This window comes from Microbacterium oleivorans (genome assembly GCF_001691565.1).
GTDB lineage: Bacteria > Actinomycetota > Actinomycetes > Actinomycetales > Microbacteriaceae > Microbacterium > Microbacterium oleivorans_B.
Genome location: NZ_MAYO01000003.1, coordinates 1,909,235 through 1,934,471, shown reverse-complemented (window position 1 = coordinate 1,934,471; position 25,237 = coordinate 1,909,235). Strand labels below are relative to the sequence as shown.

The window sequence follows — 25,237 nt, the reverse complement described above, 5'->3', positions numbered from 1 at the left end:
GAATGAGCATGACCCCCGAACAGGCGGCCTGGTTCCGCGACACGTTCACCCGTCTCGTCGACAACGTCGACCAGGCCCTGATGGGCAAGCGCGAGATCGTCGGCCTCGTGCTGGCCGCGATGCTCGCCGAGGGCCACGTCCTCCTCGAGGATGCTCCCGGCACGGGTAAGACGAGCCTCGCGAAGGCGCTCGCCGCGAGCGTGCAGGGCACGTCCACCCGCATCCAGTTCACGCCCGACCTGCTGCCCTCCGATGTGACCGGTGTCACGATCTACGACCAGCAGAACCACAAGTTCGAGTTCCACAAGGGACCCGTCTTCTCCTCCATCGTCCTGGCTGATGAGATCAACCGCGCCTCGCCGAAGACCCAGTCGGCGCTCCTCGAGGTCATGGAGGAGTCTCGTGTCACGGTCGACGGCGTGCCGCACGAGGTGGGTCGACCGTTCCTGGTCATCGCGACGCAGAACCCGATCGAGCAGGCGGGTACGTACAAGCTTCCTGAGGCGCAGCTCGACCGCTTCATGATCAAGACCTCGATCGGCTACCCCTCGCTCGCCGTCGCCGAGCGCATCCTCGCCGGCGATGTCGATCGCAACCCGTCCGGCAAGCTCAGCCCCGTCATCACGACCAAGGCCGTCGCCGACATGGCCGACCTCGCAGCGACCGTCCACGTCGACCCCGCCGTCGCGCGTTACGCGGCGCAGCTGGTCGAAGCGACGCGCGAGTCGGACGCCACGAAGCTCGGCGTCTCGGTCCGCGGTGCGATCTCGATGATGCGGATCGCGCGCGTCGTCGCGGCATCCCAGGGTCGTCACTACGTCATCCCCGACGACGTCAAGGCGCTCGCGGCACCCGTGTGGACCCACCGACTCGTCCTCGACCCCGAGGCAGAGTTCTCGGGCACGACGTCCGAGTCCGTCATCGAGCGCGCTCTCACGCAGGTCGAGGCGCCCCTCGCGAGGGCGTCGGCCTGATGACGATGACGCCGGAGACGGTCGCCGCGCCGGACGCGCCCGGCCCCTCCGGCGTGCCCGCGGACACCGCCGACGACGCTCCCGCGTTCGCACCGCGACAGGCGACGAGCTTCGAGAGGCTGCGCGAGGGCGCTGCGGTGTGGGGGCGTCGCGTCGGAGCGCGGATCGCGGTCGTCGCCGGCGTGATCCAGGTCACCGGCTGGGTGGTCATCGCCGTCGCGATCGTCCTGTGGATCACCGCGCTCACGCTCGGGTGGGAGGAAGCCTTCGTCGCGGCGATCGTCGCGACCGTCCTCGCGCTTCTGTGCGTCGGCTTCCTGTTCGGTCGCACGGCGTACGACGTGGACCTCGACCTGACGCGCACCCGCGTCGTGGTGGGGGAGCGGGCCGTCGGCGCGCTGAAGCTGGCGAACCGCACCTCGCGCGCCCTGCTGCCGTCCGAGATCGTGCTGCCGGTCGGATCCGGCCGGGGTGTGTTCCAGGTACCGCGCCTGCACGCGGGTCAAGAGCACGAGGAGCTCTTCGCGATCCCCACGACCCACCGGTCGGTCCTCTCCGTCGGCCCCGTCAGCGTGCTCCGCGGCGACCCGCTCGGACTCTTCGAGCGGACGCACGATCGCCGTCAGGCGGTCGACCTCTTCGTCCACCCGCGGACGCTCCCGCTCGAAGGGCTCTCGCTCGGCCAGATGCGCGACCTCGAGGGGCTGCCCGACCAGCACCTGGCCCGAGACGACGTGTCGTTCCATGCCCTCCGCGACTACCAGCCCGGCGATGACCTCCGTCACGTCCACTGGAAGTCCACGGCCCGCACCGGCACGCTCATGGTCCGCGAGTACGAGCAGACCCGCAGGTCGCACTTCGTCGTCGCGCTGTCGACCCACCCCGGCGAGTACCGGGATGCCGACGAGTTCGAGACGGCGATCTCGGTCACCGGGTCGGTCGGCCTGCGAGCGCTCCGCGATTCGCGCACCCTCGACGTGCGGACCTCCGAGGGCAAGATCCGGGCCGAGACCGGTCGCCGCTTCCTCGACTCGCTCTCCGCGATCGAGACCACGAAGCCGCGTGACGGCGGGATCGTCGCCCTTGCCGGCATCCTGGCCGCTCATTCACCGGATGCCGCCGTCGCCATCCTCATCTGCGGGTCCACCGTCGATGCGGGTCAGATCCGGTTGGCCTGCTCGCGTGTGCCGTTCGGCGTCCGCACCATCGCGGTGATCGCGGACGGCCGCCTCGAATCCCCCGCCCTCCGCCGCGTGGGCGACGCCGACGTCGTCGCTCTCGGGCATCTCGACCAGCTCCCGAACGCGCTCCGCAAGGTACTCTCGTGAACCGTCTCGCCCTCCTGATGCTGCCGGGGATGACCTGGCGCCGTATCGTCGCGGACGTCGGCGCCGTGATCCTCCTCCTGACGGTGGGCATCATCGGCTTCGCCGCCACCTTCGACGGAGCGAGCTACCTGGTTGCGGCCATCGGCGCGCTTCTGCTGGGGCTCGTGCTCGCGTGGATCGGGACGCGGTGGCGCTGGGGGATCCTGACCCTGACGGGCGCCGCGGTCGCGGTGTACTTCCTCTTCGGCGGCGCGCTCGCCCTTCCCCACACCACGTTCCTCGGAGTCGTCCCGACGCTCGAGACCTGGCGCCAGCTCGCGGTCGGCGTCGTGACCTCGTGGAAGGACCTGCTCACCACGGTGCCGCCGGTGGATCCCGGTGACGGCCACCTGATCGTGCCGTTCCTCATGACCCTCGCCGCGTCGGTGCTCACCGCATCGCTGGCGCTCCGACTACGGAGGGCGGCGTGGGCTCTCATCCCCGCGTCCCTCTACATCGCCGGTGAGATCCTCCTCGGGACGGCGCAGACCGTGGCCCCGATCGTCCAGGGCGTGGTCTTCGTGGTCGTCGCCGTCGTCTGGCTCGCGCTGCGCACGATGTGGAGCCCGGAGCGCACCGCTGTCGAAGCGGCGACGCCGGGAGCGGCTGCGTCGCGCGCCGCGCGGCTGCGTCGCCTCATCTCGGGTGGCGTCGTCCTCGCTCTCGCGACGGGAGCGGGTGCCGCGGTGGCGGCGACCGCCGCGCCCCCGACGCAGCGCTACATCCTCCGGGATTTCGTCGTCCCGCCCTTCGACATCCGCGACTACGCGAGCCCGCTCCAGGCCTGGCGCAAGTACGTCCGCGACTACACGACCGATCCCTTGTTCACCGTCACCGGCCTCCCGAAGGACGGCCGCGTGCGACTGGCGACGATGGACTCGTACGACGGGGTCGTCTACAACGTCGCCGAGGACGGCGCAGGGTCGTCGAGCGCGTTCACCTCCATCCGCTCCAACATGTCGCCGCAGGCGACGGGGTCGGACACGAAGGTCCGCGTCGACATCGAGAACCTCTCGGGCGTCTGGCTGCCGACGGTCGGTGCCGCGCGCGAGATCGACTTCACCGGGTCCCGTGCGACCGACCTCCGTCGGGGCGCCCACTTCAACGACGGCACCGGCACGGCGGTGACCACGGCAGGCGTCCGATCGGGTGACGCGTACACGATCGACACGATCGTCCCCCCGGTCATCAAGGACGAGCAGCTCTCCGACACACCCTTCGCCTCGCTGAAGATGCCCAAGCAGTCCGGCATCCCGCAGGCTCTCAGCGAGATCGCGTCGGACGCGACGGAGGATGCGGAGAGTCCCATCGATCGGGCGCGCGCCCTCGAGACGTACCTCAAGACCGACGGTTACTTCAGCCACGGTCTCGCCAGCGACGTGTACTCTCCGTCCGGTCACGGTGCCGCGCGCATCTCGATGCTCGTCTCGAACGAACAGATGATCGGTGACGACGAGCAGTACGCCGTCGCCATGGCGCTCATGGCCACCCAGCTCGGCATGCCCGCGCGCGTCGTCATGGGCTGGCACCCCGACCAGGGTGAGAAGGATGCCGGTGGCGTCTTCACCGCGACGGGCGAGAACATCCACGCCTGGGTGGAGATCGCGTTCGAGGGCGTCGGCTGGGTGCCGTTCGACCCCACCCCCGACGAGGACAACGAGCCGAGCCAGCAGAACACGAAGCCGCGGGCGAACCCCAAGCCGCAGGTGCTGCAGCCGCCGCCGCCCGCTCAGGAGCCGGCGGAGCTCCCGCCGGCACTGGCGGAGGAGCGCGACCAGGACGAGCAGCCCGACTCCGATCTGGGATGGTTGCTGTCCGCTCTGCTGTGGACGGGTGTCGGCCTCGGCGGCATCCTTCTGCTCCTGTCGCCCTTCCTCGTGATCGGCGGGATCAAAGCCGCCCGGCGCACGCGTCGTCTGCACGCGGAACGCACCGCGGACCGCGTGTCCGGTGGATGGGACGAGCTCGTCGACCGCGCCGTCGACTATCGGGTCAGCGTCCCGCCCGGATCCACGCGTGCCGAGAGTGCGGCGGTCGTCGGTGAGACGTTCGACGGCAGCCGCGTCGCGACCCTGGCGCATCGGGCAGACGCCGACGTCTACGGTCCCGGCGACCCCAGCCCCGAGGACGTCGATGCCTTCTGGCGCGAGGTCGATGAGATCGTCGCCGGCATGGCCGGGGGAGCGACCTTCTGGCAGCGCCTCCGAGCGCGGCTGAGTCTGCGATCGCTGCGACGCGACCGGACGAATCTGTGGGCGAGTCTCTCGACGTTGATCCGGACGCGTCGGAGATGACGGAGCGCCGTCCGGCGACGATGCCTCACCGCATCCTCGCCGTCGTCATCGATTCCGTCGCAGGCGGAGTCGTCGTCGCGCTCGTCTCGGGCGCGGTCGTGACCGTGTCGGTGCTCGCGGGCGGCGCGCTGGCGGTCCTCGCGCTCGCTCCCGCGGTCGCCCTCGCTGCGGTCGCGTGGTTCCTCGTCCATACGACGATGCAGGGCGGACGCGGCTCGCTCGGTATGAGAGTCATGGGGCTTCGGCTGGCCCACGCCGCGGACGACGCCGATCTCGGTTTCGGACGGGCTCTCGGGCGGAACCTCGTCTGGGGTCTGACCAGCAGCGTCATCGTCGGGCTGTTCTCGCCGCTGTTCGACCCGTCCCGGTGGCGGCGCGGGTGGCACGACGTCGCCTCGGGCGCCGTCATGGTCGACGCCGCGCGCGCGGAACGGCGCGAGCGGGTCGAGGCTGCTCCGCCTTCCGCTCCCGTCGTCGCGCCGGCTCCGGTCGTCGCGCCGGAGCCTGCGCTCGCGGTTGCGTCCGCACCGGCGGTCGCGCCCGCTCCGGTGGCAACGCCCGCCCCAGCCGCGCCCGCCGCGGCAACGCCCGCCCCGCAGGGCGCCCCCCTGGCCGCGCCCGCGTGGGCCCCGGCATCCCCGCCGTCGAGCCGACGCATCCCGCGGACCCTGCCGGTGGACGTCATCTCGACCGTCCCCGGGCTTCCGCACCGCGACGGACAACCCGACGCGGTGGAGCACGCCGTCCCGCCGGTCATCGCGATCCTCCGCTGGGATGACGGCACGCGCCACAATGTGTACGAGCCGAGCCTCTTCGGACGCGGACCCGGTCAGCAGGAGGGCCGTCGCAGCGTCGCCGTGCGCGACGAGACGCTCTCGATGTCGAAGACCCATTTCGAGATAGGAGTCGACGCGACGGGCTCCTGGATCGTCGACCGGCACTCGCTCAACGGGGTCGTGATCGTCCGCGGCGGCCAGCCGCAGCGACTCGCCCCGGGAGAACCGGCCCGCATCTGGTCGGGCGACGTGCTCGAGCTCGGCGATCGCAGCCTGACCGTGGAGAGCGCCCGGTGATCGCCATCGACGTGGCGGTCGGCGCAGCGACGCATCCGGGCCTGCGCCGACGCGTCAACGAGGATTCGCATCTCGCGGAGTATCCGCTCTTCCTCGTCGCCGACGGCATGGGCGGCCATGACGCCGGGGCCGCGGCGAGCTCGGCCGTCGTCGCCGAGTTCCGGACCCTCGTCGGCCGCGACTCGGTCGGCATCGAAGGGATGCGGGAGGCACTCACCCGCGCACGCGCCGCCGTGCTCCGCATCAGCCATGAGACACGTGCGGCCGGTACGACGCTCACCGGCGTCGCGGTCACCGAGGTGGGCGGACACGGCTACTGGCTCACGATCAACGTGGGCGATTCGCGCACGTATCGGTACGCCGAGGGCGAGCTCGAGCAGATCAGCGTCGACCATTCCGTCGTCCAGGAGCTCATCGACGCGGGAGAGTTGACCGGCGAAGCGGCCGGGCGGGATTCGCGACGCAACGAGATCACCCGAGCCATCGGCGCCGGCAGCGGAGGCGAGGCCGACTTCTGGCTGATCGCGGCTGAGCCCGGGGACCGCATGCTGATCTGCTCGGACGGCCTGTCGGGTGAGGTGCCCGAGGAGCGGATCAGCGGCATCCTGCGGGATGTGAGCGACCCCGCAGAAGCGGCGACCCGTCTCGTCCACGAGGCGATGCTCCACGGCGGCCGCGACAACATCACCGCTGTCGTGGTCGATGCCGTCCGCGTGTCAGGGCAGGATGATGATGCATACGACACATCGCCCGCGGGGGGCGTGTCGCCCGCCGACGAGGACACACGGCCGCGTGCAGCGGCAGGAGGAGACGCCTGATGCGCTCTGTGCGATACCGGCCTGACGGCAACGCCGAGGCGTGGCGTGCCGCGGTGACCGGATCCGCGCTCGCCGTCCTGCCGCCGGCGGTCACGCCGCACGCGGTCGAGGGCGTCTGGCGTCGCCTGGACACCGGCGGCATCGGCGCCGTCCTCGAGTCGCTCACCGGCGCGTTCGGGACCTCGCTCGCCGCGATCCCGCCCTTCGGGCTCGCCGTCGCCGAGGGCGATGGCGTCCGGGTCGCCGTCCGCGGCCCGGTGACGCTCGTGGTCGAGACGGCGGACGGTACCCACGCCGTCTCCGGCGACGGCGTCGCGACCTGGACCGAACGATTCCTCCCCGGCGTCGTGCGGGTGAGCGTCGACCTCGGCACGGGGACGGATGCCGACCTGCTGCCGATCGAATCGGGCGTCGTCCCTGCGGCCGAGGTCGTCTTCGACCTGAGCGGAGGTGACGCTCCGACGCCCGCCGCGGCGCCGGCAGCGTCCGCCGCTCAGCCCGCGCCTGCCGTCGAGCCGGAGCCCGAGCCCGCGCCTGCCGTCGAGCCGGAGCCCGAGCCCGCGCCCGCCACCGAGCCGGAGCCCGAGCCCGCCATCGAGCAGGAGCAGGGGCCGGAGCCCGCCCCGGAGCCTGCTGCCGAGTCGGAGTCCGACCCCGCACCGGAGGGGCCGTCCGCCCCGGCAGACGCTGCCGCGGACGAGCTCGGCGAGACCATCGCCTCACCCCGGAGTCGGGCGGAGAACCCCGCCCCCGAGCCGGCACCTGCCTCGTCGCCGCCCGGCCTCGTCACCGGCGTGCCGCCCCTGCACACCCTCGGCGGATCGCCGGTGTCGACCCCGCTGCCCGAGCCGGCGCCGTACAGCCCGGCCGACCACTCCGAGACCATCTCCGGCGTCGATGACGACCCCGAGCTGGGCGCGACGATCGCGAGCCCGCGCACCGCCGCGAAGGGAACCGCGCCCGTGCCCGCTCTCCCGCCGTTCGTGCCGCCGCACCTCAGCGCGCCCCCCGTCCCTCCGCTGCCTCCGCTGCCGAACGATCCACCCGGCGCCGCACCGCTCGGCGATCACGACGGTGCGACGGTCTCGGTCGCCGAGGCCCGCGCGATGCGCGCGGCATCCACCTCGTACGACTCGATCGAGGACGTTCCGCCGCGCAGTCCGTCCCGCGGACGCATCCGCCTCGCCGACGGGCGCGTCGTCGAGCTGGAACGCACCGTCATCGTCGGGCGCCGCCCGCGCTCGACCCGCCCCGCCGAGAACGATCTGCCCACGCTGGTCGCCGTCGACGGCCCGCAGCACGACATCTCCCGCAATCACGTCGAGATCCGCGCCGAGGGCGAGCACGTGCTCGCCGTGGACCTGGCGAGCACGAACGGAACCGTCCTCCTGCGCGGCGGACACGATCCCGTCCGCCTCCACCCGAACGAGCCGACCATGGTGATCGATGCCGACGTGCTCGATCTCGGCGACGGCGTCACCCTCACCTTCGAGGATCTTCCGTGAGCTCCAAGCGCGCCCCCGCGCCGCCGCCGCAACTCCCCGGCTTCTCCTACGTCCAGGTGCTCGGCTCCGGCGGTTTCGCCGACGTGTACCTGTACGAGCAGGCGCTGCCGCGTCGCCGCGTCGCGGTCAAGGTCCTCCTCGCCGACAAGATGACCAGCGGCGTGGCCGAGCAGTTCCAGGCCGAGGCCAACGTCATGGCGATGCTGTCGACGCATCCCGCCATCGTCACGATCTACCAGGCGGGCGTCTCGGACGACGGCCGGTCGTACCTGGTGATGGAGTACTGCTCCAAGCCGAACCTGCAGGTGCGTGCCCGTTCGGCGCCCATCTCGGTCGCCGAGTCGCTGCGCGTCGGCATCCAGGTCGCCGCAGCCGTCGAGACGGCCCACCGAGCCGGCATCCTCCACCGCGACATCAAACCGGCGAACATCCTCGTCACGGAGTACAACCGTCCCGCGCTCACCGACTTCGGCATCGCGACGACGGCCGAGGGGACCGACCCGTCAGCGGGCATGTCGATCCCGTGGTCCCCGCCGGAGTCGTTCGCCGATGCGCCGGACTTCACCGTGCGCTCTGATGTCTGGGCCCTGGGTGCGACCGTCTACAACCTGCTGGCCGGTCGCTCGCCGTTCGAAGTGCCGGGAGGGCGCAATGGCGGCGCGGATCTGATCCGCCGAATCGAGTCGGAGCCGCTCGCGCGCCTCGAACGCGCGGACGTACCCGTGTCGCTGTTCCAGGTGCTCGAACGGTCCATGTCGAAGCGGCCGGGCGACCGGTACGAATCCGCCGTCGCCTTCGCTCGTGCGCTGCAGAAGGTGCAGATCGAGCTGGCACACTCGGTCACGCCGATCGACATCCTCGACGATGCTCCGCCCGTCGAGGACGAGGAGGAAGAGGGCGAGCTCACCCGCGTCCGCGGCATCGTCAGCATCGATCCTCACACGGCGCCCGCTGCGGGCCCCACGTGGGAGCGTTCCGCTCTCGCGGCCGGTCTCGGGACGGGAGTGGATGCCACGGCTCGCCGCGACACGTCGGCGTGGGCCCCGGTCGACACGGGCACGAACACCGGCTCGGATGCGACCATGCTGCGCCCGCCGACAGCGATCCCGCCGTCGGCTCCGGTCACCACCGCGGCTGACGAGGGCACGATCGTGCGGGGCCCCCAGCGCATCCCCGCAGCCACCGCGCCGACGGCACCGGTGTCGCCTCCGGCGGACACCGGCTCGCCGCAGGCGACGGCTCCCGCCCCTCCGGCGCCGTCGCGCAAGGGGCTGTGGATCGGGCTGATCGCCGCCGCCGTGGTCGCAATCGTCGTGGTGGGAGCCGTCGTCGTCGCGTCGCTTCTGACACCGCCCGCCGAGGAGGCTGCACCGTCGACGTCCCCCTCGGCCGCGCCGGTCCCGCAGGATCCGGTCGCGGAGTTCATCGCGCCGCCGACGGAGGGCGAGAGCTCGGTCGGGGGCGGAAAGGCGACGTTCCGGTGGATCAACCCCGATCCGCAAGAGGGCGACACCTACCTCTGGCAGCAGGTCCGGCTCGACGGCGGTGAGGCGACGGCCGCCAACGTGCGCGAGACGAGCGTCACCGTGCCCCTCGGTACCGACACCCAGGTCTGCATCGATGTCAGTGTGCGCCGTGAGAACGGCTCGACGAGCGACCCGCTCCGCATCTGCGCAACCTCCTGACGGGCGGACTCAGCCCCGGTCGAGCACCTTCACGATGACCGACCGGCGGCGCAGTTCCGCGACCGTACGCGTCTCTTCGTGCGCGTCGCGGCCGAGGGCCTTCACGTCGGTGACGACGAGCACGTCTCCGGCGCCGAGGCGTCCGAACAGGCGCGTGAGTCGTTCCTCCCACGTCTCCCCGATGTCGGGGGCCGGATGCCGGAAACCATCGATCGGCACGCCGAACTGCGCGAGCGCCTCACGCTGCGCGACGACGCTCGGCATATCGGGGCGCGAGACGACGAGGCCGACGAGCCGAGAGCCGGCGGGGAGAGCCAACCACCATTCGGGGCTGGGGTGCAGCGCGGCGAAACCGGGGGCATCCGTCGTCGGATCGTCGGGGATCGCGATGAGGCGCGATTCCGCGTAGTCCCCGGGTGCCGGTTCGTCCGCGCGTGCGTCCACTGTGATCTCCTCCGCGAGCGGCGACGCGATCAGCGCCGTCGCACTCCATTGTGTCCGATTGCCCCATTCTGTCCGATCGCCGACGGTCGGGGAGGGTGCGAGTACGGTTCCGGCCGCGGACGCAACCCGTGTCGTCCGACACGGTGCCGGGAGTACCGTCACGGCATGACCTTCAACCCGAACGCGGATGTGCGGGGCAAGAGCGCGACCCGTCGTGGCGGCCGCGGGCCGATGATCGCGGGTGGTGCCGGGGTCGGGGTGATCGGCATCGCCGTGCTGCTCTTCTCGCTCTTCACCGGCCAGGACCTCAGCGGACTGCTCGGCGGGGCGCCGGGCGGTGGCACCCAGGAGCAGGGGACCGCATTGACGAACTGCCAGACCGGCAGCGACGCCAACAACGACGACGCGTGCCGGCTCGACGCCGGTGAGGAAGTCATCAACTCCTACTGGGAAGGTCAGTTCGACGGCGACTACCGTGCGCCGAGCCTCGTGATCGTCGATCAGCAGGCGCAGACACCCTGCGGCACGGCATCCAATCAGACCGGTCCGTTCTACTGCCCGACGGACGAGACCGTCTACATCGACCCCACGTTCTGGTCGATCCTTCGGGGACAGCTCGGCGCCGAGGGCGGTGATTTCGCGCAGCTGTACGTGCTCGCGCACGAATACGGACACCACGTCCAGCACCTGACGGGCGTCTTCGAGGATCATCCGCGCGACGGCACCGGCGAGGACAGCAACGCCGTCCGCACCGAGCTGCAGGCCGACTGCTACGCCGGAGCCTGGGCGGCGGACGCGTCGAAGCAGAAGGATGCCGCGGGTCAGCCGTACCTGCTCGAACCGACGCAGGCGCAGATCGACGACGCGCTCTCGGCCGCCGCTGCCGTCGGCGACGACCACATCCAGCAGCAGTCGGGCCGCGTGAATCCCGAGAGCTGGACCCACGGCTCGAGCGAGCAGCGGCAGCGCTGGTTCATGGCGGGATACGAGGGCGAACCCCGCGCGTGCGACACGTTCGCGGTCTCGGGTCGGGACCTCTGAGAGTCCCGCCCGGGAGGCGCCTGATAGGCTGACGGAGTTGCGGCGCCTTTCCTGGTGCCCCTCGCGTCGTAGAACGCATCATCCGCTGCCGATCCATCGATCGTCGCTGGCGACTCCTTCTCACGGCGAACCCGTCTGCGCACTCGCACTCGGGACACCGATCCGGGCGAACACGCCCGAGTTAGTTCTCTCATGACTGAACCCACGTTCGGCACGCTCGGCGTGCCCGCCCCCCTCGTCACCGCGCTCGCCGCGGACGGCAAGACCACCCCGTTCCCGATCCAGATCGACACGCTCCCCGACACGCTCGCCGGTCGCGACGTGCTCGGCCGTGGCCGCACCGGCTCGGGCAAGACCCTCGCCTTCTCGATCCCGATGGTCGCCCGCCTCGGGCAGGGCCTCGCCGGCGGCACCCGCCGCCGCGGCCGCATCCTGGGCCTCGTCCTCGCTCCGACGCGCGAGCTCGCTACCCAGATCGACCGCGTTCTGGCGCCGCTCGCGGCTGCCTACGGCATGAAGACGGCCACCGTCTTCGGCGGCGTCAACCAGAACCGCCAGGTCGAGGCCATCCGCGCCGGCGCCGACATCGTCGTGGCCTGCCCCGGCCGCCTCGAGGACCTCATGCAGCAGAAGCTCGTGAGCCTCGACGCCGTCGAGATCACCGTCATCGACGAGGCCGACCACATGGCCGACCTCGGCTTCCTGCCCGGGGTCACCCGCATCCTGAACGCGACCCCGCAGGGTTCGCAGCGCCTGCTGTTCAGCGCCACGCTCGACAACGGCGTGGACAAGCTGGTCAGCCGCTTCCTGCAGAACGAGGTGCTCCACTCGGTCGACGAGGCGCACTCGCCCGTCACCGCGATGACCCACCACGTGTTCCACGTGCCCGGCTCCGACGAGAAGAAGGAGCTCGTGCGCTTCCTCGCCTCGGGCACCGGTCGCCGCATCCTGTTCCTGCGCACCAAGCACGCCGCGAAGAAGCTCGCCAAGCAGCTGACCTCGCAGGGCATCCCGTCGGTCGACCTGCACGGCAACCTGTCGCAGCCGCAGCGTGACCGCAACCTCGCCGCGTTCTCGGCCGGCACCGCCCGTGTGCTCGTCGCGACCGATGTCGCCGCCCGCGGTGTGCACGTCGACAACGTCGAGCTCGTCGTCCACGTCGACCCGCCCATGGAGCACAAGGCGTACCTGCACCGCTCGGGCCGCACCGCCCGCGCCGGCGCCGAGGGCGCCGTCGTCACGATCGTCCTGCCCGAGCAGCGTCGCGACGTCGACTCCCTGCTGCGCAAGGCCGCGATCTCCGTCACGCCGCAGACCGTGACCGCGGCATCCGCCCCGGTCGTCGAGCTCGTCGGCGAGATCGCCCCGCACGTCACCCCGGCGCCCGAGCAGCCGCAGGGCCGCGGCGGCGGGCAGAGCCAGGGCGCGAACGCGCAGCGCAAGCGCGCCGCTCGTGAAGGCCAGGGCGGCGGACGCGGCCAGGGCGGCGGACGCGGAGAGGGCGGTCGCGGACGCGGTCAGGGTCGCACGTCCGACGCCCCGCGTCGCTCCTCAGACGCCCCGCGCCGCGACGGCCAGCCCGCTCGGACGGCCGGCCAGGCCGCGTCGCACGGCGCGCTCAAGGCCGCCCCGACCGGCGGGGCTCGTCGCACCGGTCGTCGCGCGAGCGGCGGCGGCTCGCTGACCGTCGGTTCGGTCGTCCGTCAGAACGGCGCAGGTCGGCGCTCCGGCCGCTGAGCGCACTCTTCTCGAGAGCCGCATCCCGTCATCCGGGGTGCGGCTCTCGCCGTTGATGGGCGCGGCTCAGGCGCCGAAGGCCCGTGCCAGGGTGATCAGCAGCGGGGCGATGCGCCCGTCGATGCGGAAACGGGCGAACCCCTCCGACACCACGCGGCCGGTGCGCGAGGTCACGAACCAGGGCGGCTTCGGCAGCACCGAGAACCGGCCGCCGGTCAGAGACCGGGGGAACGGGCGGAACGGTCCGCGCACGACGGTCCGCTCGACGTCGTCCAGGAGCAGGGCGTTGTGGACGATCCCGATCCCGCTCGGGGCGTCGTCGACCGTGCCGCCGGGGAACGCGCCCCAGGTGGCGGTCGGCATGAGGAACCCGAAGGCGGTCCACGCGTTGATCGCGACCGTGCCGTAGCGCAGGCGTGCGATCGACTCCTCGAGCCCGGCGCCCAACTCGCGTGACGTAGCCGGGTCGACGAGGACGTTCGCGCCGAGGGTGCCGGTGAGTCGCTCGTTCGCGTGGTCGATGGCGGCGTCGAGGAAGGCTGCCCCTGTGCCGGGAAGGTCGACGATCCCCAGCACCGGCGCGAAGTACTCCGCCGTCTCGATCTCACCGTCGCCGTGGGTGATCGCGCGCGTGCCACCCGCGAACCACTCCGCATCGGGGTAGGTTTCGCGCACCCGCTGCAGGCGGGCGGTCGCATTCGGATACCAGACCGGCCGCTTCGGCGTCCGCGAGAAGGCTCGCCGCAGTTCGCGCTCGAAGTCCTCGCGCTGGTCCCAGTCACGGCTGAGGAGGACGACCTGCCCGGCGATGCAGTTGTGGCCGCTGTTGTGCAACCGCATGGTGGCGACGTGCTCGGCCTGGAACCGCAGGTCGGCCTTCGACCAACGTCCGGGCACCACGATGATCGGCGAAACCCCGCCGAGTTCCGCCGTGATCGGGACGCGCAGGCGATCCTCGCCCGCGCCGACGATGGCACGGAAGGTCGTCTCGGACCCGGTGATGTGGACGTGATCGACCTCGGCGTGCCGCGTGAGGTACGCGCCGACGTCACCGCCTCCGCTCACCACGGCGGCGAACCCGGCCTCGATGAGCGGTGCGAACGCGCGCTCGAAGACGGGGACGAGCGCGTCCTGCGTGGGGTTGACCTTGAGCAGCGCGACGCGCCCCTCCGCGAGGAGCTCGTACAGCACGTCCAGGAAGGGGATCGAGGTCACGTTCCCGGCCCCGAGGACGAGTCCGACCCCGGTGCTGCGAAGCGGATGCCGCGAACCGAGGCCTGCGGCATCCCGAGCCGCGTGCGACGTGACCCCGGGCTGCAACCACACCTCGGTCGTGTAGCCCGACAGCAGGATCCGATCCGAGAAGGTCAGCGGCGACGTGTGGACGACGGTGCGTCCATCGGGGCCGGTCCCGGTGCGGATGCCGCCGAGCGGGCTCCGGCCGCGGGCGAGGGCGTCGAGCGTCCGCGCGTAGGCGTCCAGGGCGACGATCGCCGCATACGGACCGGCGAGCCATTCCTCGCCGGCGAGCGGATGCCACGCGCTGAGCCCCTTGCTCGCAGCGGCGATCCTCGCCCAGTCGTCGGCGGAGTCGGCGACGGCGGCACGGACGCGGCGGAGCAGGTCACGTCGGCCGGCGGCGGTGAGCGACGTCCAGTCGCCCGCTCCCGCACGCAGGCGGGTGAGGGCCGTGTCGAGGGCGGTGCGGGTGTCGGGGGAGAGTTCGCGCGGCGTGGCCGGTGACGTCGTCGTCATCGTCGCTGGGTGATGGGCGAGGGCCGATGGGCTCAGATGAGAGACAGCTCGCGCAGCTTCGCCGCGACGTCGTCGTTGCTGGGCTCCACGTGGTGGGTCGAGTCCGGGTAGACGACGACGGGGATGTTGGTGCGTCCCGAGATCTCGCGGGCGACCTCGGCGGCGTCGGGCTCCGCTTCGAGGTCGACGTAGCGGTAGTCGACTCCGAGGCTGTCGAGCTGCGCCTTGGTGCGGCGGCAGTCGCGGCACCATTCGGCGCCGAACATCGTGATCTGAGCGGACGTGTCGGTCATCACTCCAGCGTACGCCTGCCGACCGAGGCGGGCGCTGTCTCCTTCGTCGCCACAGGCCTGCTCGCGCGGCGCGGTGCGTAGACGACGAGCGCGTGGAAGACGAAGCGCAGCACGAACGCTGCGACGAGGGTGAGCGCGGCCGCGAGGACGGCGGGGATGTGGGCACCCTCGACGAGGATCGAGAGGATCGGGATGCGGACGATCGCTTCGAGCCCGTTGAAGGTGAAGGATTTCACGAACCTCGTGAGCATGCGTCCGGACTCGGAGCGCATGTCGGCGAAGACGAGGTACTCCAGGAGCAGGAAGTTCGTGATGATCGTGATGACGCTCGCGATGATCGCGGCGGGCACGTAGTCCATCCCCAACCGGATCAGTCCCCACATGATCACGAGGTTCGCGATCGCGCCGAACCCGCCGACGAGGGCGAACGCCGACATCCGTCCGAAGCGCAGCATCGCCAGCTGCGTCAGGAAGCGCACGCCCTGCGTGAACGTCGCCTTCGAGGTCCCGGCGTGGCGCGAGGCGAAATCGAACGGCACCTCGTCGACGCGCAGCTGACGACGGGCGAGGACCTCGAGAAGGATCTTGAAGCCGCGGGGGCGGAGTGCCTCGACGTCGACCGCGTGCGTGTCGACGAGGAAGAACCCGGTCATGGGGTCGGAGCAGTTCGCCAGCTTGCGGGGGAACATCGCCTTGGTCAGCGCCGTCGACGCGCGCGAGACAGCGGTGCGGGTCGCGTCGGCGAGGCCCTTCGACGTCCCGCCCGAGGCGTAGCGCGACGCGACGACGACATCGACGTCGCCGCGGTCGGCACGGTCGATGAGCCGCGGGATGTCCTCGGGGGGATGCTGCAGGTCGCCGTCCATGACGAGGCACCACCGCGAGCTCGCCGCCTGGAATCCTGCGACGACCGCGCCCCCGAGCCCCGCAACGGGATCCTCCCGATGGATCAGACGTACCGGGAAGCCGGCTCGTGTCGCCGCCGCGGCGATGATCTCCGGGGTGTCGTCCGTCGAGTCGTCGACGAAGACGACTTCGAACACACGTCCCTCGAGGGCATCGCCGATACGTCGCAGCAGCTCATCGACGTTCGGACCTTCGTTGAAGGTCGGAACGATGATCGACAGATCCATGGCGGGGCTCGCGATGCTCGGCGGCGGGCTCGGGGACGTCTCAGCCTAGCTGTGCGTCCGCGGTGTCGACTGGGGATGTCCCCCGCGAAGGTTCTGGGTCAGCTGACGGCGGCGGCCGGCCGTCTGCTAGACAGGAGGGATGATCTGGGGGGATGCCGCTGCGCCGCGCACGCGCCGGCGCGCGAAGGCGAGCGTCCTCGCGACCGCGCTGGTGATGCTCTCGACGGGATGCGCGTCGACGGCCGTCGACCCCGCGGCCGGCGCCTCCCCGACCGCGGAGGCGCCGGTGATCGCTGCGGCACCGTCGCCGTCCCCCTCGCCGACGGCCGAGCCCTCCCCGGCGTCCTCGTCGGTCATCGCGACGCAGGAGATCGCGGGCTCGGGTCCCGGCGCCGTCACCCTCGATGTGCCGGCTGGCACGCGCTCGGTGCAGATCCAGCTGACGTGCGATCCCGCGGAGCGCTTCACGGCGGAGCTCGGCGACTCGATGATGCTCGGGCAGGCGCCGCAGTCCGGGCCGTGCGACCCGGAGCGCGTGCTCTCCTGGCCGTGGGAGGCCCGGTCGGCTCCCGAGCTCACGCTCGGGCTGACCCCGGAGGTCGAGTGGTCGGCATCCGTCTCGTATCTGTCCGAACCGTTTCCGCAGGATGCCGTGCTCGCCGAGGAGTGCGAGCTGTTCTCGGGCGTCTACAGCCAGGTCACGAACGCGGACGAGGGCTACGGCTTCTACGCGGCTTTCGGCGCAGACGAATGGAACCGCCGACTGGATGCCGCGGCCGACGCGGCGGACATGCTCGCCGCGTCGTCGTCGACCGCCCTCGCGCCCTATCTCCGGTCGCTTCACACGGTTCTCGCGGAGCGCTCGCCGATCCCCGGCGGAATGACCGAGGTGCAGGAGTTCTGGGACGCTCAGAACCCGATCGCCCAGCTCTGCGCGGTCAACCACAGCGAGGTCTACGTCCTCGCCGAGTTCGGCGGCTGACCTCAGTCGACGGCGTCGCGCCAGGAGTGCTGCGGGCGGTAGCCGAGCACGCGCTGCGCCTTCGCGGTCGAGAAGAGGGAGTCGTTGACGCCCAGGTCGCCGCGTAGCTCGACGTCGGGGAACACCTCGGCGACGAGCTCGTCGTTCGGGCGGCTCATGACGGTGTCGGCCGCGGCGATGAGGAAGTGGTCGAAGCCGGGGCCCGCGACCTCGAGCGCGCGTTCGATGGCCTGCGATCCGTCGCGGGCGTCGATGTAGCTCCACAGGTTCCACTTGCGCTGCCGCGCGTCGGCGTCGAACGAGGGGAACTCCGCGTAGTCCTCGGGCCACATGACGTTCGAGAAACGGAGGGCGGTGATGGATGCCTTCGGGTACCACCGCGTCAGCTCGATCGCCATCTGCTCCTCGAGGTGCTTCACGAGCGAGTAGACCGATTCGGGTCGCGCCGGGTAGTCCTCGTCGACCGGGATGTAGGGCGGCGGTGTTTCGAACGGCAGGCCCTGCACGGTCTCGCTCGAGGCGTAGACGATCTTCGTGATCCCGAGGCGGAGCGCGGCCCAGAACACGTTGAAGGTGGTCGTGATGTTGTTGTGGAAGGTCGCGACGTCGGGGCGGATCCCGGGAGCCGGGATCGCGGCGAGGTGGACGAGGGCGTCGATGCCGTCGTGCTGATCGCCCACACCGGTGAGGGCGTCGACGACCTGGCCGTGGTCGGTGAGGTCGATCTGCACGAAGCCCGGGCCGCGGGTGCCGTGCTGGTCGAGTCCGATCACCTCGTGACCGGCGGCGGTCAGCTCGCGGACGACGACGGACCCGAGTTTTCCGGACGAACCGGTGACGGCGATGCGCATCCCGTCAGCATGTCACGCGCTCGAAGCGGTGGGGCCGTCACCACCCGTGAGTGTTGAGCCACTGCCGGCGGCGGGATGCCTCGGCATCCGTCTCGTCCTCGTCCGAGGTGACGTGTTCGGCGAGCAGGCCGTCCTGGAGTGGGACGAAGCGGTGGCAGACGGGGCACAGCGCGCGGCCGTCCGGCCATCCGTCGTCGAGGCTCGCGGCGGGGAAGCCGGGCTCGCCGGAGCCCGCGCAGCGGGACGGGTCGGCTGCGGCATCCGTCCACATGATCGTGCGGTGGCGGTGCAGACCCGGGTGGTCGAGGGGCCGCGTGCAGCGGCGACCGGCGCTGCGACTGCGGCAGAAGCGGACGACGTCGCTCATCAGTCGATGATCGCGGTCAGGCGTCGGAACGGGGCATCGGCGCGAGGCGGGTGAGCTGCGTGACGTGCCGCGGCTCGAGCTCGGCGATCGAGGCGACGCCGAGCAGCTTCATCGTGCGCTCGATCTCGCTGCGAAGGATCTCGATCGTCTTGTCGACGCCCGCACGCCCGCCGGCCATGAGGCCGTAGAGGTACGCGCGGCCGATGAGCGTGAACTTCGCGCCGAGCGCCATCGCGGCGACGATGTCGGCGCCGTTCATGATGCCGGTGTCGACCATGATCGTGGCGTCCCTGCCGACCTCCCGCACCACGGTGGGCAGCAGGTGGAAGGGGATCGGGGCGCGATCGAGCTGACGTCCGCCGTGGTTCGACAGGATGATGCCGTCGACGCCGTGGTCGATGAGGCGCTTCGAGTCCTCGACGTTCTGCACTCCCTTGATGACGATCTTCCCGGGCCAGATCTCGCGGATGACCTTCAGGTCCTCGTAGCTGATCGTCGGGTCCATCGCCGCGTTGAGCAGGTCGCCGACCGTGCCGCCCGTGGCCGACAGCGACGCGAACTCGAGCTTGGTGGTCGTGAGGAAGTCGATCCACCACCAGGGACGCGGGATCGCGTTGACGATCGTGCCGAGGGTCAGCTGCGGCGGGATCGAGAACCCGTTGCGCTTGTCGCGCAGGCGCGCACCCGCGACGGGGGTGTCGACGGTGAACTGCAGGGTGTCGAATCCGGCCTCCGCGGCGCGCTTGGCGAGCGCGTACGAGATCTCGCGGTCGCGCATCACGTACAGCTGGAACCAATTGCGGCCGTGCGGGTTCGCCGCCTTCACACCCTCGATCGAGGTGGTCCCGAGGGTCGAGAGGGTGAACGGGATGCCGGCGGCCCCCGCTGCGCCTGCGCCCGCGACCTCGCCCTCGGTCTGCATGAGGCGCGTGAAGCCGGTCGGCGCGATGCCGAAGGGGAGCGCCGAGGGCCCGCCGAGGATCTCGACGGAAGTGTCGACCTCGGCGGCGGGCCGGAGCACATCGGGGTGGAACTCGACGTCCTCGAACGCCTGGCGGGCGCGCGCGAGCGAGGTCTCGCCCTCCGCGGCACCATCCGTGTAGTCGAACGCGGCCTTCGGGGTGCGGCGCTTCGCGATCTTCCGCAGGTCGGAGATCGTGTACGCGGCATCCAGCCGACGCTTCGTGCCGTTCAGCTCGGGCTTCTTGAACTGCATGAGCTCGAGCAGCTCGACCGGCTTCGGGAATTGACGCTGCACCATGGCAACCATCCTCCTCTGGAGTGATCCGACGCGGGCCGGGATTAACGCAGGAAAGCGGCGGCGACGCCGGAGTCGACGGGGATGTGGAGTCCCGTCGTGCGCGAGAGTTCGGGGCCGGTCAGCACGTAGACCGCGTCGGCGACGTTCTCGGGGACGACCTCGCGCTTGAGGATCGTGCGGTTCGCGTAGAACTGGCCGAGGTCCTTCTCCTCGACGCCGTAGGTGGCAGCGCGGTTGGCGCCCCAGCCCGCGGCGAAGATGCCCGACCCGCGGACGACGCCGTCGGGGTTGATGCCGTTGACGCGCACGCCGTGCTCGCCGAGCTCGACGGCCAGCAGGCGCACCTGGTGGGCCTGATCGGCCTTCGTCGCCGAGTACGCGATGTTGTTCGGGCCCGCGAAGACGGAGTTCTTCGACGAGATGTAGATGACGTCGCCACCCATTCCCTGCTCGATGAGCGCCTTCGCGGCGGCCTTCGCGACGAGGAACGAGCCCTTCGCCATGACGTCGTGCTGCAGGTCCCAGTCCTTCTCGGTGGTCTCCAGCAGCGGCTTCGACAGCGACAGTCCGGCGTTGTTCACGACGAGGTCGACTCCGCCGAAGGCCAGGACGGTCGCATCGAGCGCGGCCTGCACGCCCTCGGCATCCGCCACGTTGGCGGCGACGCCGATGGCGATGTCCGTGCCGCCGAGCTCCGCCGCGGCGGCCCGCGCCTTCTCGAGGTCGAGGTCGGCGACGACGACGCACGCGCCCTCGGCAGCGAGGCGGGTGGCGATGGCCTTGCCGATGCCGGATGCCGCGCCCGTGACGAACGCGATGCGCCCCTGGTGGGTCTTGGGCTTCGGCATCCGCTGCAGCTTCGCCTCTTCGAGGGCCCAGTACTCGATGCGGAACTTCTCGGCGTCCGAGATGGGGGAGTAGGTCGAGAGCGCCTCGGCGCCGCGCATGACGTTGATCGCGTTGACGTAGAACTCGCCGGCGACGCGAGCGGTCTGCTTGTTCGCGCCGTAGCTGAACATGCCGACGCCCGGGACGAGGACGATGAGCGGGTCGGCGCCGCGGATCGCGGGCGAGTCGGCCGTCGCGTGCGCGTCGTAGTACGCCTGGTAGTCGGCGCGGTACGCCTCGTGGAGTTCGCGGAACCGGGCGATGGAGTCCTCGACGGAGGCGGATGCCGGCAGGTCGAGGATGAGCGGCTTGACCTTCGTCCGCAGGAAGTGATCGGGGCAGCTCGTGCCGAGCTCCGCGAGCGCGGGGGCCTTCTCGGCGGCGAGGAAGTCGAGGACGACGTCGCCGTCGGTGTAGTGGCCGACCATCGGCTTGTCGGTCGAGGCGAGGCCGCGGATCGTGGGTGCGAGGGCGGCGGCCTTCGCGCGGCGCTCGGTCTCGGGCAGTGCGTCGAAGCCGGATCGGATGCCGCCGAAGGGCTGCGCCGCGCCGTGGGTGTCGATGTAGGCCTGCGCGGTCTCGATGATCCAAAGGCTGTTGCGCTCGGTCTCCTCGGAGGTGTCGCCCCACGCGGTGATGCCGTGTCCGCCGAGGATGCAGCCGATCGCATCGGGGTTCGCGGCCTTGATGGCGGCGATGTCGAGGCCGAGCTGGAAGCCGGGCCGGCGCCACGGGACCCAGGCGACCCTGTCGCCGAAGATCTCGGCGGTCAGCCTCTCGCCGTCGGCGGCGGTCGCGATCGCGATACCGGCGTCGGGGTGCAGGTGGTCGACGTGGGCGGCATCCACCAGTCCGTGCATGGCGGTGTCGATCGAGGGAGCCGCGCCGCCCTTGCCGTGCAGGCAGTAGTCGAAGGCCGCGACCATCTCGTCCTCGCGCTCGACGCCCGGGTAGACGTCGACGAGGGCGCGCATGCGGTCGAGGCGGAGGACGGCGAGGCCCTCGGGCTTCAGTGTGCCGAGGTCGCCGCCGGAGCCCTTGACCCAGAGGAGCTCGACGGGCTCACCGGTGACGGGGTCGGTGTCGGTGCCCTTCGCGGACGTGTTGCCTCCCGCGTAGTTGGTGACCTTGGGGTCGGATCCGAGGCGGTTGCTTCGCGCGATGAGTTCGGCGGCGGCCGTGGGCGTGGGGGACATCGACTCTCCTGCGAGGCTCAGAAGTGGAAGATCTTGTGAAACATTTCACAATCTAACAGGCTCACCGGATCTCGACCAGCCCCCGGAAGGCCGCGAGCCGTTCGTCGGCGGGGTCGAGCTCGGTGACGAGGAGGTCGACGTCGGTCCAGGAGAGGGCCCGCGCGACGGCGAGTCGTTCGAGCTTTGAGGAGTCTGCGAGCACGACGGTCTCGTCGGCGTTCGTCGAGAGGACGCGCTTGACCTCGGCTTCTTCGAGGGTCGTCTCGCTCGTGCCGAATGACGGGTCGAGGGCGGCGGCGCTCGTGAAGAAACGGTCGTAGTGGAACCGACCGGCGCTCTCGCAGGCCTGCGCGCCGACGAAGCTGCCGGTGCGCGGTTCGAGGCGGCCGCCGAGGAGGATCGCGTCGACGGCGGGTCGGCCCTGGGCTGCGCGGAGGTTGTCGTACGAGTTCGTGACGACGAGCAGTTCGTCGCTGTCGTCGAGGGTCGAGATGAGTGCGCCGACGGTGGAGGAGGCATCCATCGCCGCGGCGCCGCCGTGGGGGAGCAGGTCGTGCGCCTTGCGGGCGATCTCGGCCTTCGCGCCGCCGCGCGCAGCGATGCGGGCGGTGAAGTCCTGCGGCACGATGGCGGCGACCGCCCCGCCCCGGACCCGTCGCGCGAGCCCCTCGCGGACGAGGTCGTCGAGATCGCGGCGGACGGTCATCGCCGAGACGCCGAACGCCTCGGCGGCCGGCTCGAGTCGGACGCTGCCGGACTCGGCGAGCATCTCGATCAGGAGCGACCGCCGTTCGGCGCTGAGCAACTGCGGCATGCGATCAGGGTAACCGGGTGCCGTGGCGACCTTAGGCTCGTGTCGTGAGCGAGCGTCCGGCGGTCATGTGCCCCACCTGCGGCGATCCGCTGCGCTTCGAGATCCTCGACGACGAGCGGTTCACGGTCGCGTGGTCCTGCCTCAACTGCGGGTTGGTGCGCGTGACGGAGCCGCGCTGATGGGTCGGTGAGGATCGCTCAGCGCGCTGAAGGACTGTAGTCGGGTGTCGGGGCGGGACCGCGTCCGGTGCAAACCGAGGCGACGAAAAGAGACAAGCGGAGGCACGAGACGAGGAGACGCATACGCTCCGAACGGATGGCTAGGCTTCGAGCATGTCCATGGACGCTAACGAGGTCGCCGCCGACGGTGACGCCACGACTCTTGGTGAGACGCTGGCGCTCAAGAACCTGCAATTCAAGTCGCTCACATTGCGAAACTTTCTGTCGTATCGGGATGCCACCATCGAACTAGGTGACTTCGTGGCTCTTGTTGGTCCGAACAGCAGTGGCAAGTCGAACGCGGTGGCCGCAATCAAGTTGCTTCGAGACATTCCCACTCACGGCCTGCCCAACGCGGTGCGGCGCAGAGGTGGGTACGACCAGCTGCGTCACCGCAGCGAGGGCCGGCCATACGAGCCCTCCTTGCGGCTTGAATTTCAGTTCGGCTCTGCTGAGGTGTCTCACTACGAACTCAAGCTTGGTTCGGTGGCGGGCAAGCGGTACGAGGTAAAGAGAGAGTCCGCTCACGTCTATTTCGGTCGAGAAGAATGGGGCTTCGAGAGCGACGGGACTCGGGTCGAAGTGCATAGCCCGGAGGAGGAGCGACCGGTCCCAGTCGCCCCCGGGCAAAGCGCACTGAGCACAGGAAGTCTCACCGCATTCCTCGTTCAGAGGGTGCTTCAGAGCCTGCAGGCTGTTGAGATCAACCCCTCGAGTGTTGCTGATCTTCAGGAGCCATCCTCGACGAGGCAGTTCGAGCCCGACGGGTCGAACGTAACGAGCGTATTCGAGAGCCTCACTGCGGCCCGCCGGACCGAACTCGTTGACCAGCTCGCCGCGATTGTTCCTGGCATTGCTCGGATCGAGCTAAGAAATCTGGCGGACCGACAAACCCTCGCGTTCTACCAAGCGACTGAGTCTAAAGATCGGATGTTCCTAGCGAAGCAGATGTCGGATGGGACACTGCGCAGTTTCGGCATCTTGCTGGCGATGCTTCAGCCAGCGTCGCCGTCGCTCATCGTCATCGAGGAGCCCGAGATTGCCATCCACGTTGGAGCCATGACAACGCTTGTAGACATCCTGCAGCAGCAGGCGAATGTGTCTCAGGTGTTAATCACGACTCACAGTGCGGACATCGTGAATGCGCTCCCCATTGAGGATCTTCGTGTCGTCTGGACAGAGAACGGTGAGTCTCGTCTTGCTCCGGTGTCAGATCACACTCGAGATGTGGTGCGGCGGGGTCTCATGACGCCGGGCGAGTTGTTGCGCGCCGATTCCCTGGACCCGGCGCTATGACGGTGCCAGCGGGGAAACCGCACATAGCACTAGTTGTAGAAGGCCCCGGAGATGTCCGAGCGGTTCCGATGCTGCTAAGGGCTCACCGTGCGCGAGGTGACGATTATGTCGATGTGATTGGCAAACCGGTTCCTTTCAATGGCAAGGGGAACGCCACTGCCGAAGGCGGGATAGAGGGGTATGTCGCCACCGCAGCACGCCCGGGCGCTGTGGGTGTGATCGTTGTGCTGGACGCAGACGACGAGCTGGTCTGTCAGGAAGGGCCAGAGCTTCTCGCTCGCGCGGAGAAGGAAGTCGGTGTGCCGGTGGTCATTGCTATCGCGGAACGTGACTACGAGGACTGGCTCTATGCGTCTGCCGAAACTCTCGGCTTTGATCCAGAACTCGAATATCAGCCGAATCGAAGGGGTAAGTCAGCCATTCCTAGCGCCCTGCTGCCCCAGAAGTATGTGAAACCTACACATCAACCTCGCATGACTGCCCGCATGGACGTCGGCCTGGCGGAGTTGCGCAGTCCTAGCCTCGCCCGATTGCTCCAGAAGTTTGACCACCTTCGGTCACTAATCCCCTGATGTCTTAGGCGAGGAGGCTCTGTTCGCCTGCTCGCAATCTTGGCGCGCCTCATCAGTTACGGTCCGGTGCGCATCAGCTCGGCCGTTCCGCGATGATCGCTGCGACAGGTCGAGCTCCGCGCTCGGCGCGGCGGTGGACGGCGACGACGTCGAAGCCCGCGGACTCGAGGAGCCGCTGCAGGTCGCGGGTGTTCCAGCGGTAGGCACGCACGACGGCGTGGTCGAACGCCTCCGTCTCGTCCGCGTCGAAGCAGCCCAGCAGCAGCGACCCGCCGGGACGCAGCACGCGCGCGAACTCGGTGAGCGGAACCGCGATCGCCTCGGGCTCGTGGTGGATCGTCGAGAACCAGGCGAGGATGCCTCCGATCGCGGCATCCGGCTCGTCGATCGCCTCGATGCTCTCGACATCGAACCGGACGCCCGGGTGGGTCGCACGCGCGTGGTCGATGAACTCCGGCACGAGATCGATCCCGCGGATCTCGGCGCCCCGCTCCGCGAGGTGCTGCGTCCAGTGGCCCGGGCCGCAGCCCGCGTCGATGAGGCGACCGGATGCCGCGGCTCCCCACGCCTCGATGAGGTGGCGATCCGCGTGGTGCATCGCGCCCACGGACCCGAGCACGCCGACGTACTCCGCGGCCCGGTGTGCGTAGGCGGCGGTCGTGCGGGTCATCCT

General features: G+C 70.3%; 23 protein-coding genes. 13 read left to right on the top strand and 10 right to left on the bottom strand.

The annotated features are described in order from the left end of the window. Positions 1-2 precede the first annotated feature (2 nt). From BBA86_RS12030 to BBA86_RS12000, 7 genes are read left to right on the top strand one after another with little or no spacing between them, the layout of a single operon-like run. Positions 3-974, top strand: a complete 972-nt coding sequence (locus BBA86_RS12030; RefSeq protein WP_065571781.1) for an AAA family ATPase — start codon at positions 3-5, stop codon at positions 972-974. Beyond that, the gene (locus tag BBA86_RS12025) at positions 974-2,302 is read left to right on the top strand and encodes a DUF58 domain-containing protein (RefSeq protein WP_065571780.1); all 1,329 of its coding nucleotides are present in this window, start codon (positions 974-976) and stop codon (positions 2,300-2,302) included. The genes BBA86_RS12030 and BBA86_RS12025 overlap by 1 nt, the downstream gene beginning before the upstream one ends. Continuing rightward, positions 2,299-4,635 carry a transglutaminase-like domain-containing protein gene (locus tag BBA86_RS12020; protein ID WP_065571779.1) on the top strand — a complete coding sequence of 779 codons (2,337 nt, stop codon included), beginning with the start codon at positions 2,299-2,301 and terminating at the stop codon, positions 4,633-4,635. The genes BBA86_RS12025 and BBA86_RS12020 overlap by 4 nt, the downstream gene beginning before the upstream one ends. Further along, positions 4,632-5,708, top strand: a complete 1,077-nt coding sequence (locus BBA86_RS12015) for an RDD family protein (protein WP_065572290.1) — start codon at positions 4,632-4,634, stop codon at positions 5,706-5,708. Before BBA86_RS12020 ends, BBA86_RS12015 begins: the two co-directional genes overlap by 4 nt. Continuing rightward, positions 5,705-6,526: a PP2C family protein-serine/threonine phosphatase gene (locus BBA86_RS12010; protein ID WP_065571778.1), complete on the top strand. Its 822-nt coding sequence runs from the start codon at positions 5,705-5,707 to the stop codon at positions 6,524-6,526. The genes BBA86_RS12015 and BBA86_RS12010 overlap by 4 nt, the downstream gene beginning before the upstream one ends. Continuing rightward, positions 6,526-8,031 carry an FHA domain-containing protein gene (locus tag BBA86_RS12005; protein WP_065571777.1) on the top strand — a complete coding sequence of 502 codons (1,506 nt, stop codon included), beginning with the start codon at positions 6,526-6,528 and terminating at the stop codon, positions 8,029-8,031. The genes BBA86_RS12010 and BBA86_RS12005 overlap by 1 nt, the downstream gene beginning before the upstream one ends. Continuing rightward, positions 8,028-9,716: a serine/threonine-protein kinase gene (locus BBA86_RS12000; protein WP_065571776.1), complete on the top strand. Its 1,689-nt coding sequence runs from the start codon at positions 8,028-8,030 to the stop codon at positions 9,714-9,716. The genes BBA86_RS12005 and BBA86_RS12000 overlap by 4 nt, the downstream gene beginning before the upstream one ends. Positions 9,717-9,725: 9 nt before the next feature. Here BBA86_RS12000 and BBA86_RS11995 read toward each other — a convergent pair whose 3' ends face one another. Then, positions 9,726-10,160: a dehydrogenase gene (locus BBA86_RS11995; protein WP_065571775.1), complete on the bottom strand. Its 435-nt coding sequence runs from the start codon at positions 10,158-10,160 to the stop codon at positions 9,726-9,728. Between the two features lie 165 nt (positions 10,161-10,325). Here BBA86_RS11995 and BBA86_RS11990 point away from each other — a divergent pair, with 165 nt between their 5' ends. Together BBA86_RS11990 and BBA86_RS11985 are read left to right on the top strand one after the other, a co-directional pair. Continuing rightward, on the top strand, positions 10,326-11,201 hold the full coding sequence (locus BBA86_RS11990; protein WP_065571774.1) for a neutral zinc metallopeptidase: 876 nt from the start codon (positions 10,326-10,328) through the stop codon (positions 11,199-11,201). Between the two features lie 192 nt (positions 11,202-11,393). Further along, on the top strand, positions 11,394-12,938 hold the full coding sequence (locus tag BBA86_RS11985) for a DEAD/DEAH box helicase (RefSeq protein WP_065571773.1): 1,545 nt from the start codon (positions 11,394-11,396) through the stop codon (positions 12,936-12,938). Between the two features lie 66 nt (positions 12,939-13,004). Here BBA86_RS11985 and BBA86_RS11980 read toward each other — a convergent pair whose 3' ends face one another. Genes BBA86_RS11980 through BBA86_RS11970 form a run of 3 tightly spaced genes read right to left on the bottom strand, consistent with a single transcriptional unit; the run spans position 13,005 to position 16,119 of the window. Next, the gene (locus BBA86_RS11980) at positions 13,005-14,693 is read right to left on the bottom strand and encodes an aldehyde dehydrogenase family protein (RefSeq protein WP_065571772.1); all 1,689 of its coding nucleotides are present in this window, start codon (positions 14,691-14,693) and stop codon (positions 13,005-13,007) included. Between the two features lie 32 nt (positions 14,694-14,725). Next, positions 14,726-14,986, bottom strand: coding sequence for a glutaredoxin family protein (locus tag BBA86_RS11975; protein WP_065571771.1), 261 nt, complete (start codon positions 14,984-14,986; stop codon positions 14,726-14,728). After that, on the bottom strand, positions 14,986-16,119 hold the full coding sequence (locus BBA86_RS11970) for a glycosyltransferase (protein ID WP_065571770.1): 1,134 nt from the start codon (positions 16,117-16,119) through the stop codon (positions 14,986-14,988). Before BBA86_RS11970 ends, BBA86_RS11975 begins: the two co-directional genes overlap by 1 nt. Positions 16,120-16,258: 139 nt before the next feature. On the opposite strand from BBA86_RS11970, the gene BBA86_RS11965 reads away from it, so the two are divergent. Next, positions 16,259-17,101 carry a hypothetical protein gene (locus tag BBA86_RS11965; protein ID WP_223247083.1) on the top strand — a complete coding sequence of 281 codons (843 nt, stop codon included), beginning with the start codon at positions 16,259-16,261 and terminating at the stop codon, positions 17,099-17,101. A gap of 2 nt (positions 17,102-17,103) precedes the next feature. Here the strand turns inward: BBA86_RS11965 and BBA86_RS11960 are convergent, their stop codons facing one another. From BBA86_RS11960 to BBA86_RS11940, 5 genes are all read right to left on the bottom strand, one after another. Further along, positions 17,104-17,952: an NAD-dependent epimerase/dehydratase family protein gene (locus BBA86_RS11960; RefSeq protein WP_065571769.1), complete on the bottom strand. Its 849-nt coding sequence runs from the start codon at positions 17,950-17,952 to the stop codon at positions 17,104-17,106. Positions 17,953-17,989: 37 nt separating this feature from the next. Further along, positions 17,990-18,319: a hypothetical protein gene (locus BBA86_RS11955; RefSeq protein WP_065571768.1), complete on the bottom strand. Its 330-nt coding sequence runs from the start codon at positions 18,317-18,319 to the stop codon at positions 17,990-17,992. Between the two features lie 16 nt (positions 18,320-18,335). Beyond that, a complete protein-coding gene (locus BBA86_RS11950; RefSeq protein WP_065571767.1) occupies positions 18,336-19,580 on the bottom strand; it encodes an alpha-hydroxy acid oxidase in 1,245 nt (414 codons plus the stop codon). Between the two features lie 41 nt (positions 19,581-19,621). Continuing rightward, positions 19,622-21,664: a bifunctional rhamnulose-1-phosphate aldolase/short-chain dehydrogenase gene (locus BBA86_RS11945; RefSeq protein WP_065571766.1), complete on the bottom strand. Its 2,043-nt coding sequence runs from the start codon at positions 21,662-21,664 to the stop codon at positions 19,622-19,624. A 61-nt stretch (positions 21,665-21,725) separates the two neighbouring features. Then, positions 21,726-22,478 carry a DeoR/GlpR family DNA-binding transcription regulator gene (locus tag BBA86_RS11940; protein WP_065571765.1) on the bottom strand — a complete coding sequence of 251 codons (753 nt, stop codon included), beginning with the start codon at positions 22,476-22,478 and terminating at the stop codon, positions 21,726-21,728. Between the two features lie 44 nt (positions 22,479-22,522). Here BBA86_RS11940 and BBA86_RS14740 point away from each other — a divergent pair, with 44 nt between their 5' ends. The 3 genes from BBA86_RS14740 (at position 22,523) to BBA86_RS14470 (ending at position 24,564) form a co-directional block, all read left to right on the top strand. Next, positions 22,523-22,657, top strand: coding sequence for a hypothetical protein (locus tag BBA86_RS14740; protein WP_262981985.1), 135 nt, complete (start codon positions 22,523-22,525; stop codon positions 22,655-22,657). 153 nt (positions 22,658-22,810) lie between these two features. Continuing rightward, positions 22,811-23,992, top strand: coding sequence for an AAA family ATPase (locus BBA86_RS11935; RefSeq protein ID WP_065571764.1), 1,182 nt, complete (start codon positions 22,811-22,813; stop codon positions 23,990-23,992). Between the two features lie 113 nt (positions 23,993-24,105). Beyond that, positions 24,106-24,564 carry a hypothetical protein gene (locus BBA86_RS14470; RefSeq protein ID WP_411267693.1) on the top strand — a complete coding sequence of 153 codons (459 nt, stop codon included), beginning with the start codon at positions 24,106-24,108 and terminating at the stop codon, positions 24,562-24,564. Between the two features lie 73 nt (positions 24,565-24,637). On the opposite strand, the gene BBA86_RS11930 is transcribed toward BBA86_RS14470, so the two are convergent. Continuing rightward, positions 24,638-25,234 (bottom strand): class I SAM-dependent methyltransferase, encoded by a 597-nt coding sequence (locus BBA86_RS11930; protein ID WP_065571763.1) that lies wholly within the window; start codon positions 25,232-25,234, stop codon positions 24,638-24,640. Positions 25,235-25,237 lie beyond the last annotated feature (3 nt).

Coding starts and splice junctions, on each gene's coding strand:
- BBA86_RS12030 (WP_065571781.1), top strand. CDS start 3: ATGAGCATGACCCCCGAACAGGCGGCCTGGTTCCGCGACACGTTCACC.
- BBA86_RS12025 (WP_065571780.1), top strand. CDS start 974: ATGACGATGACGCCGGAGACGGTCGCCGCGCCGGACGCGCCCGGCCCC.
- BBA86_RS12015 (WP_065572290.1), top strand. CDS start 4,632: ATGACGGAGCGCCGTCCGGCGACGATGCCTCACCGCATCCTCGCCGTC.
- BBA86_RS12005 (WP_065571777.1), top strand. CDS start 6,526: ATGCGCTCTGTGCGATACCGGCCTGACGGCAACGCCGAGGCGTGGCGT.
- BBA86_RS11990 (WP_065571774.1), top strand. CDS start 10,326: ATGACCTTCAACCCGAACGCGGATGTGCGGGGCAAGAGCGCGACCCGT.
- BBA86_RS11985 (WP_065571773.1), top strand. CDS start 11,394: ATGACTGAACCCACGTTCGGCACGCTCGGCGTGCCCGCCCCCCTCGTC.
- BBA86_RS11980 (WP_065571772.1), bottom strand. CDS start 14,693: ATGACGACGACGTCACCGGCCACGCCGCGCGAACTCTCCCCCGACACC.
- BBA86_RS11975 (WP_065571771.1), bottom strand. CDS start 14,986: ATGACCGACACGTCCGCTCAGATCACGATGTTCGGCGCCGAATGGTGC.
- BBA86_RS11970 (WP_065571770.1), bottom strand. CDS start 16,119: ATGGATCTGTCGATCATCGTTCCGACCTTCAACGAAGGTCCGAACGTC.
- BBA86_RS11965 (WP_223247083.1), top strand. CDS start 16,259: ATGATCTGGGGGGATGCCGCTGCGCCGCGCACGCGCCGGCGCGCGAAG.
- BBA86_RS11960 (WP_065571769.1), bottom strand. CDS start 17,952: ATGCGCATCGCCGTCACCGGTTCGTCCGGAAAACTCGGGTCCGTCGTC.
- BBA86_RS11955 (WP_065571768.1), bottom strand. CDS start 18,319: ATGAGCGACGTCGTCCGCTTCTGCCGCAGTCGCAGCGCCGGTCGCCGC.
- BBA86_RS11950 (WP_065571767.1), bottom strand. CDS start 19,580: ATGGTGCAGCGTCAATTCCCGAAGCCGGTCGAGCTGCTCGAGCTCATG.
- BBA86_RS11945 (WP_065571766.1), bottom strand. CDS start 21,664: ATGTCCCCCACGCCCACGGCCGCCGCCGAACTCATCGCGCGAAGCAAC.
- BBA86_RS11940 (WP_065571765.1), bottom strand. CDS start 22,478: ATGCCGCAGTTGCTCAGCGCCGAACGGCGGTCGCTCCTGATCGAGATG.
- BBA86_RS11935 (WP_065571764.1), top strand. CDS start 22,811: ATGTCCATGGACGCTAACGAGGTCGCCGCCGACGGTGACGCCACGACT.
- BBA86_RS11930 (WP_065571763.1), bottom strand. CDS start 25,234: ATGACCCGCACGACCGCCGCCTACGCACACCGGGCCGCGGAGTACGTC.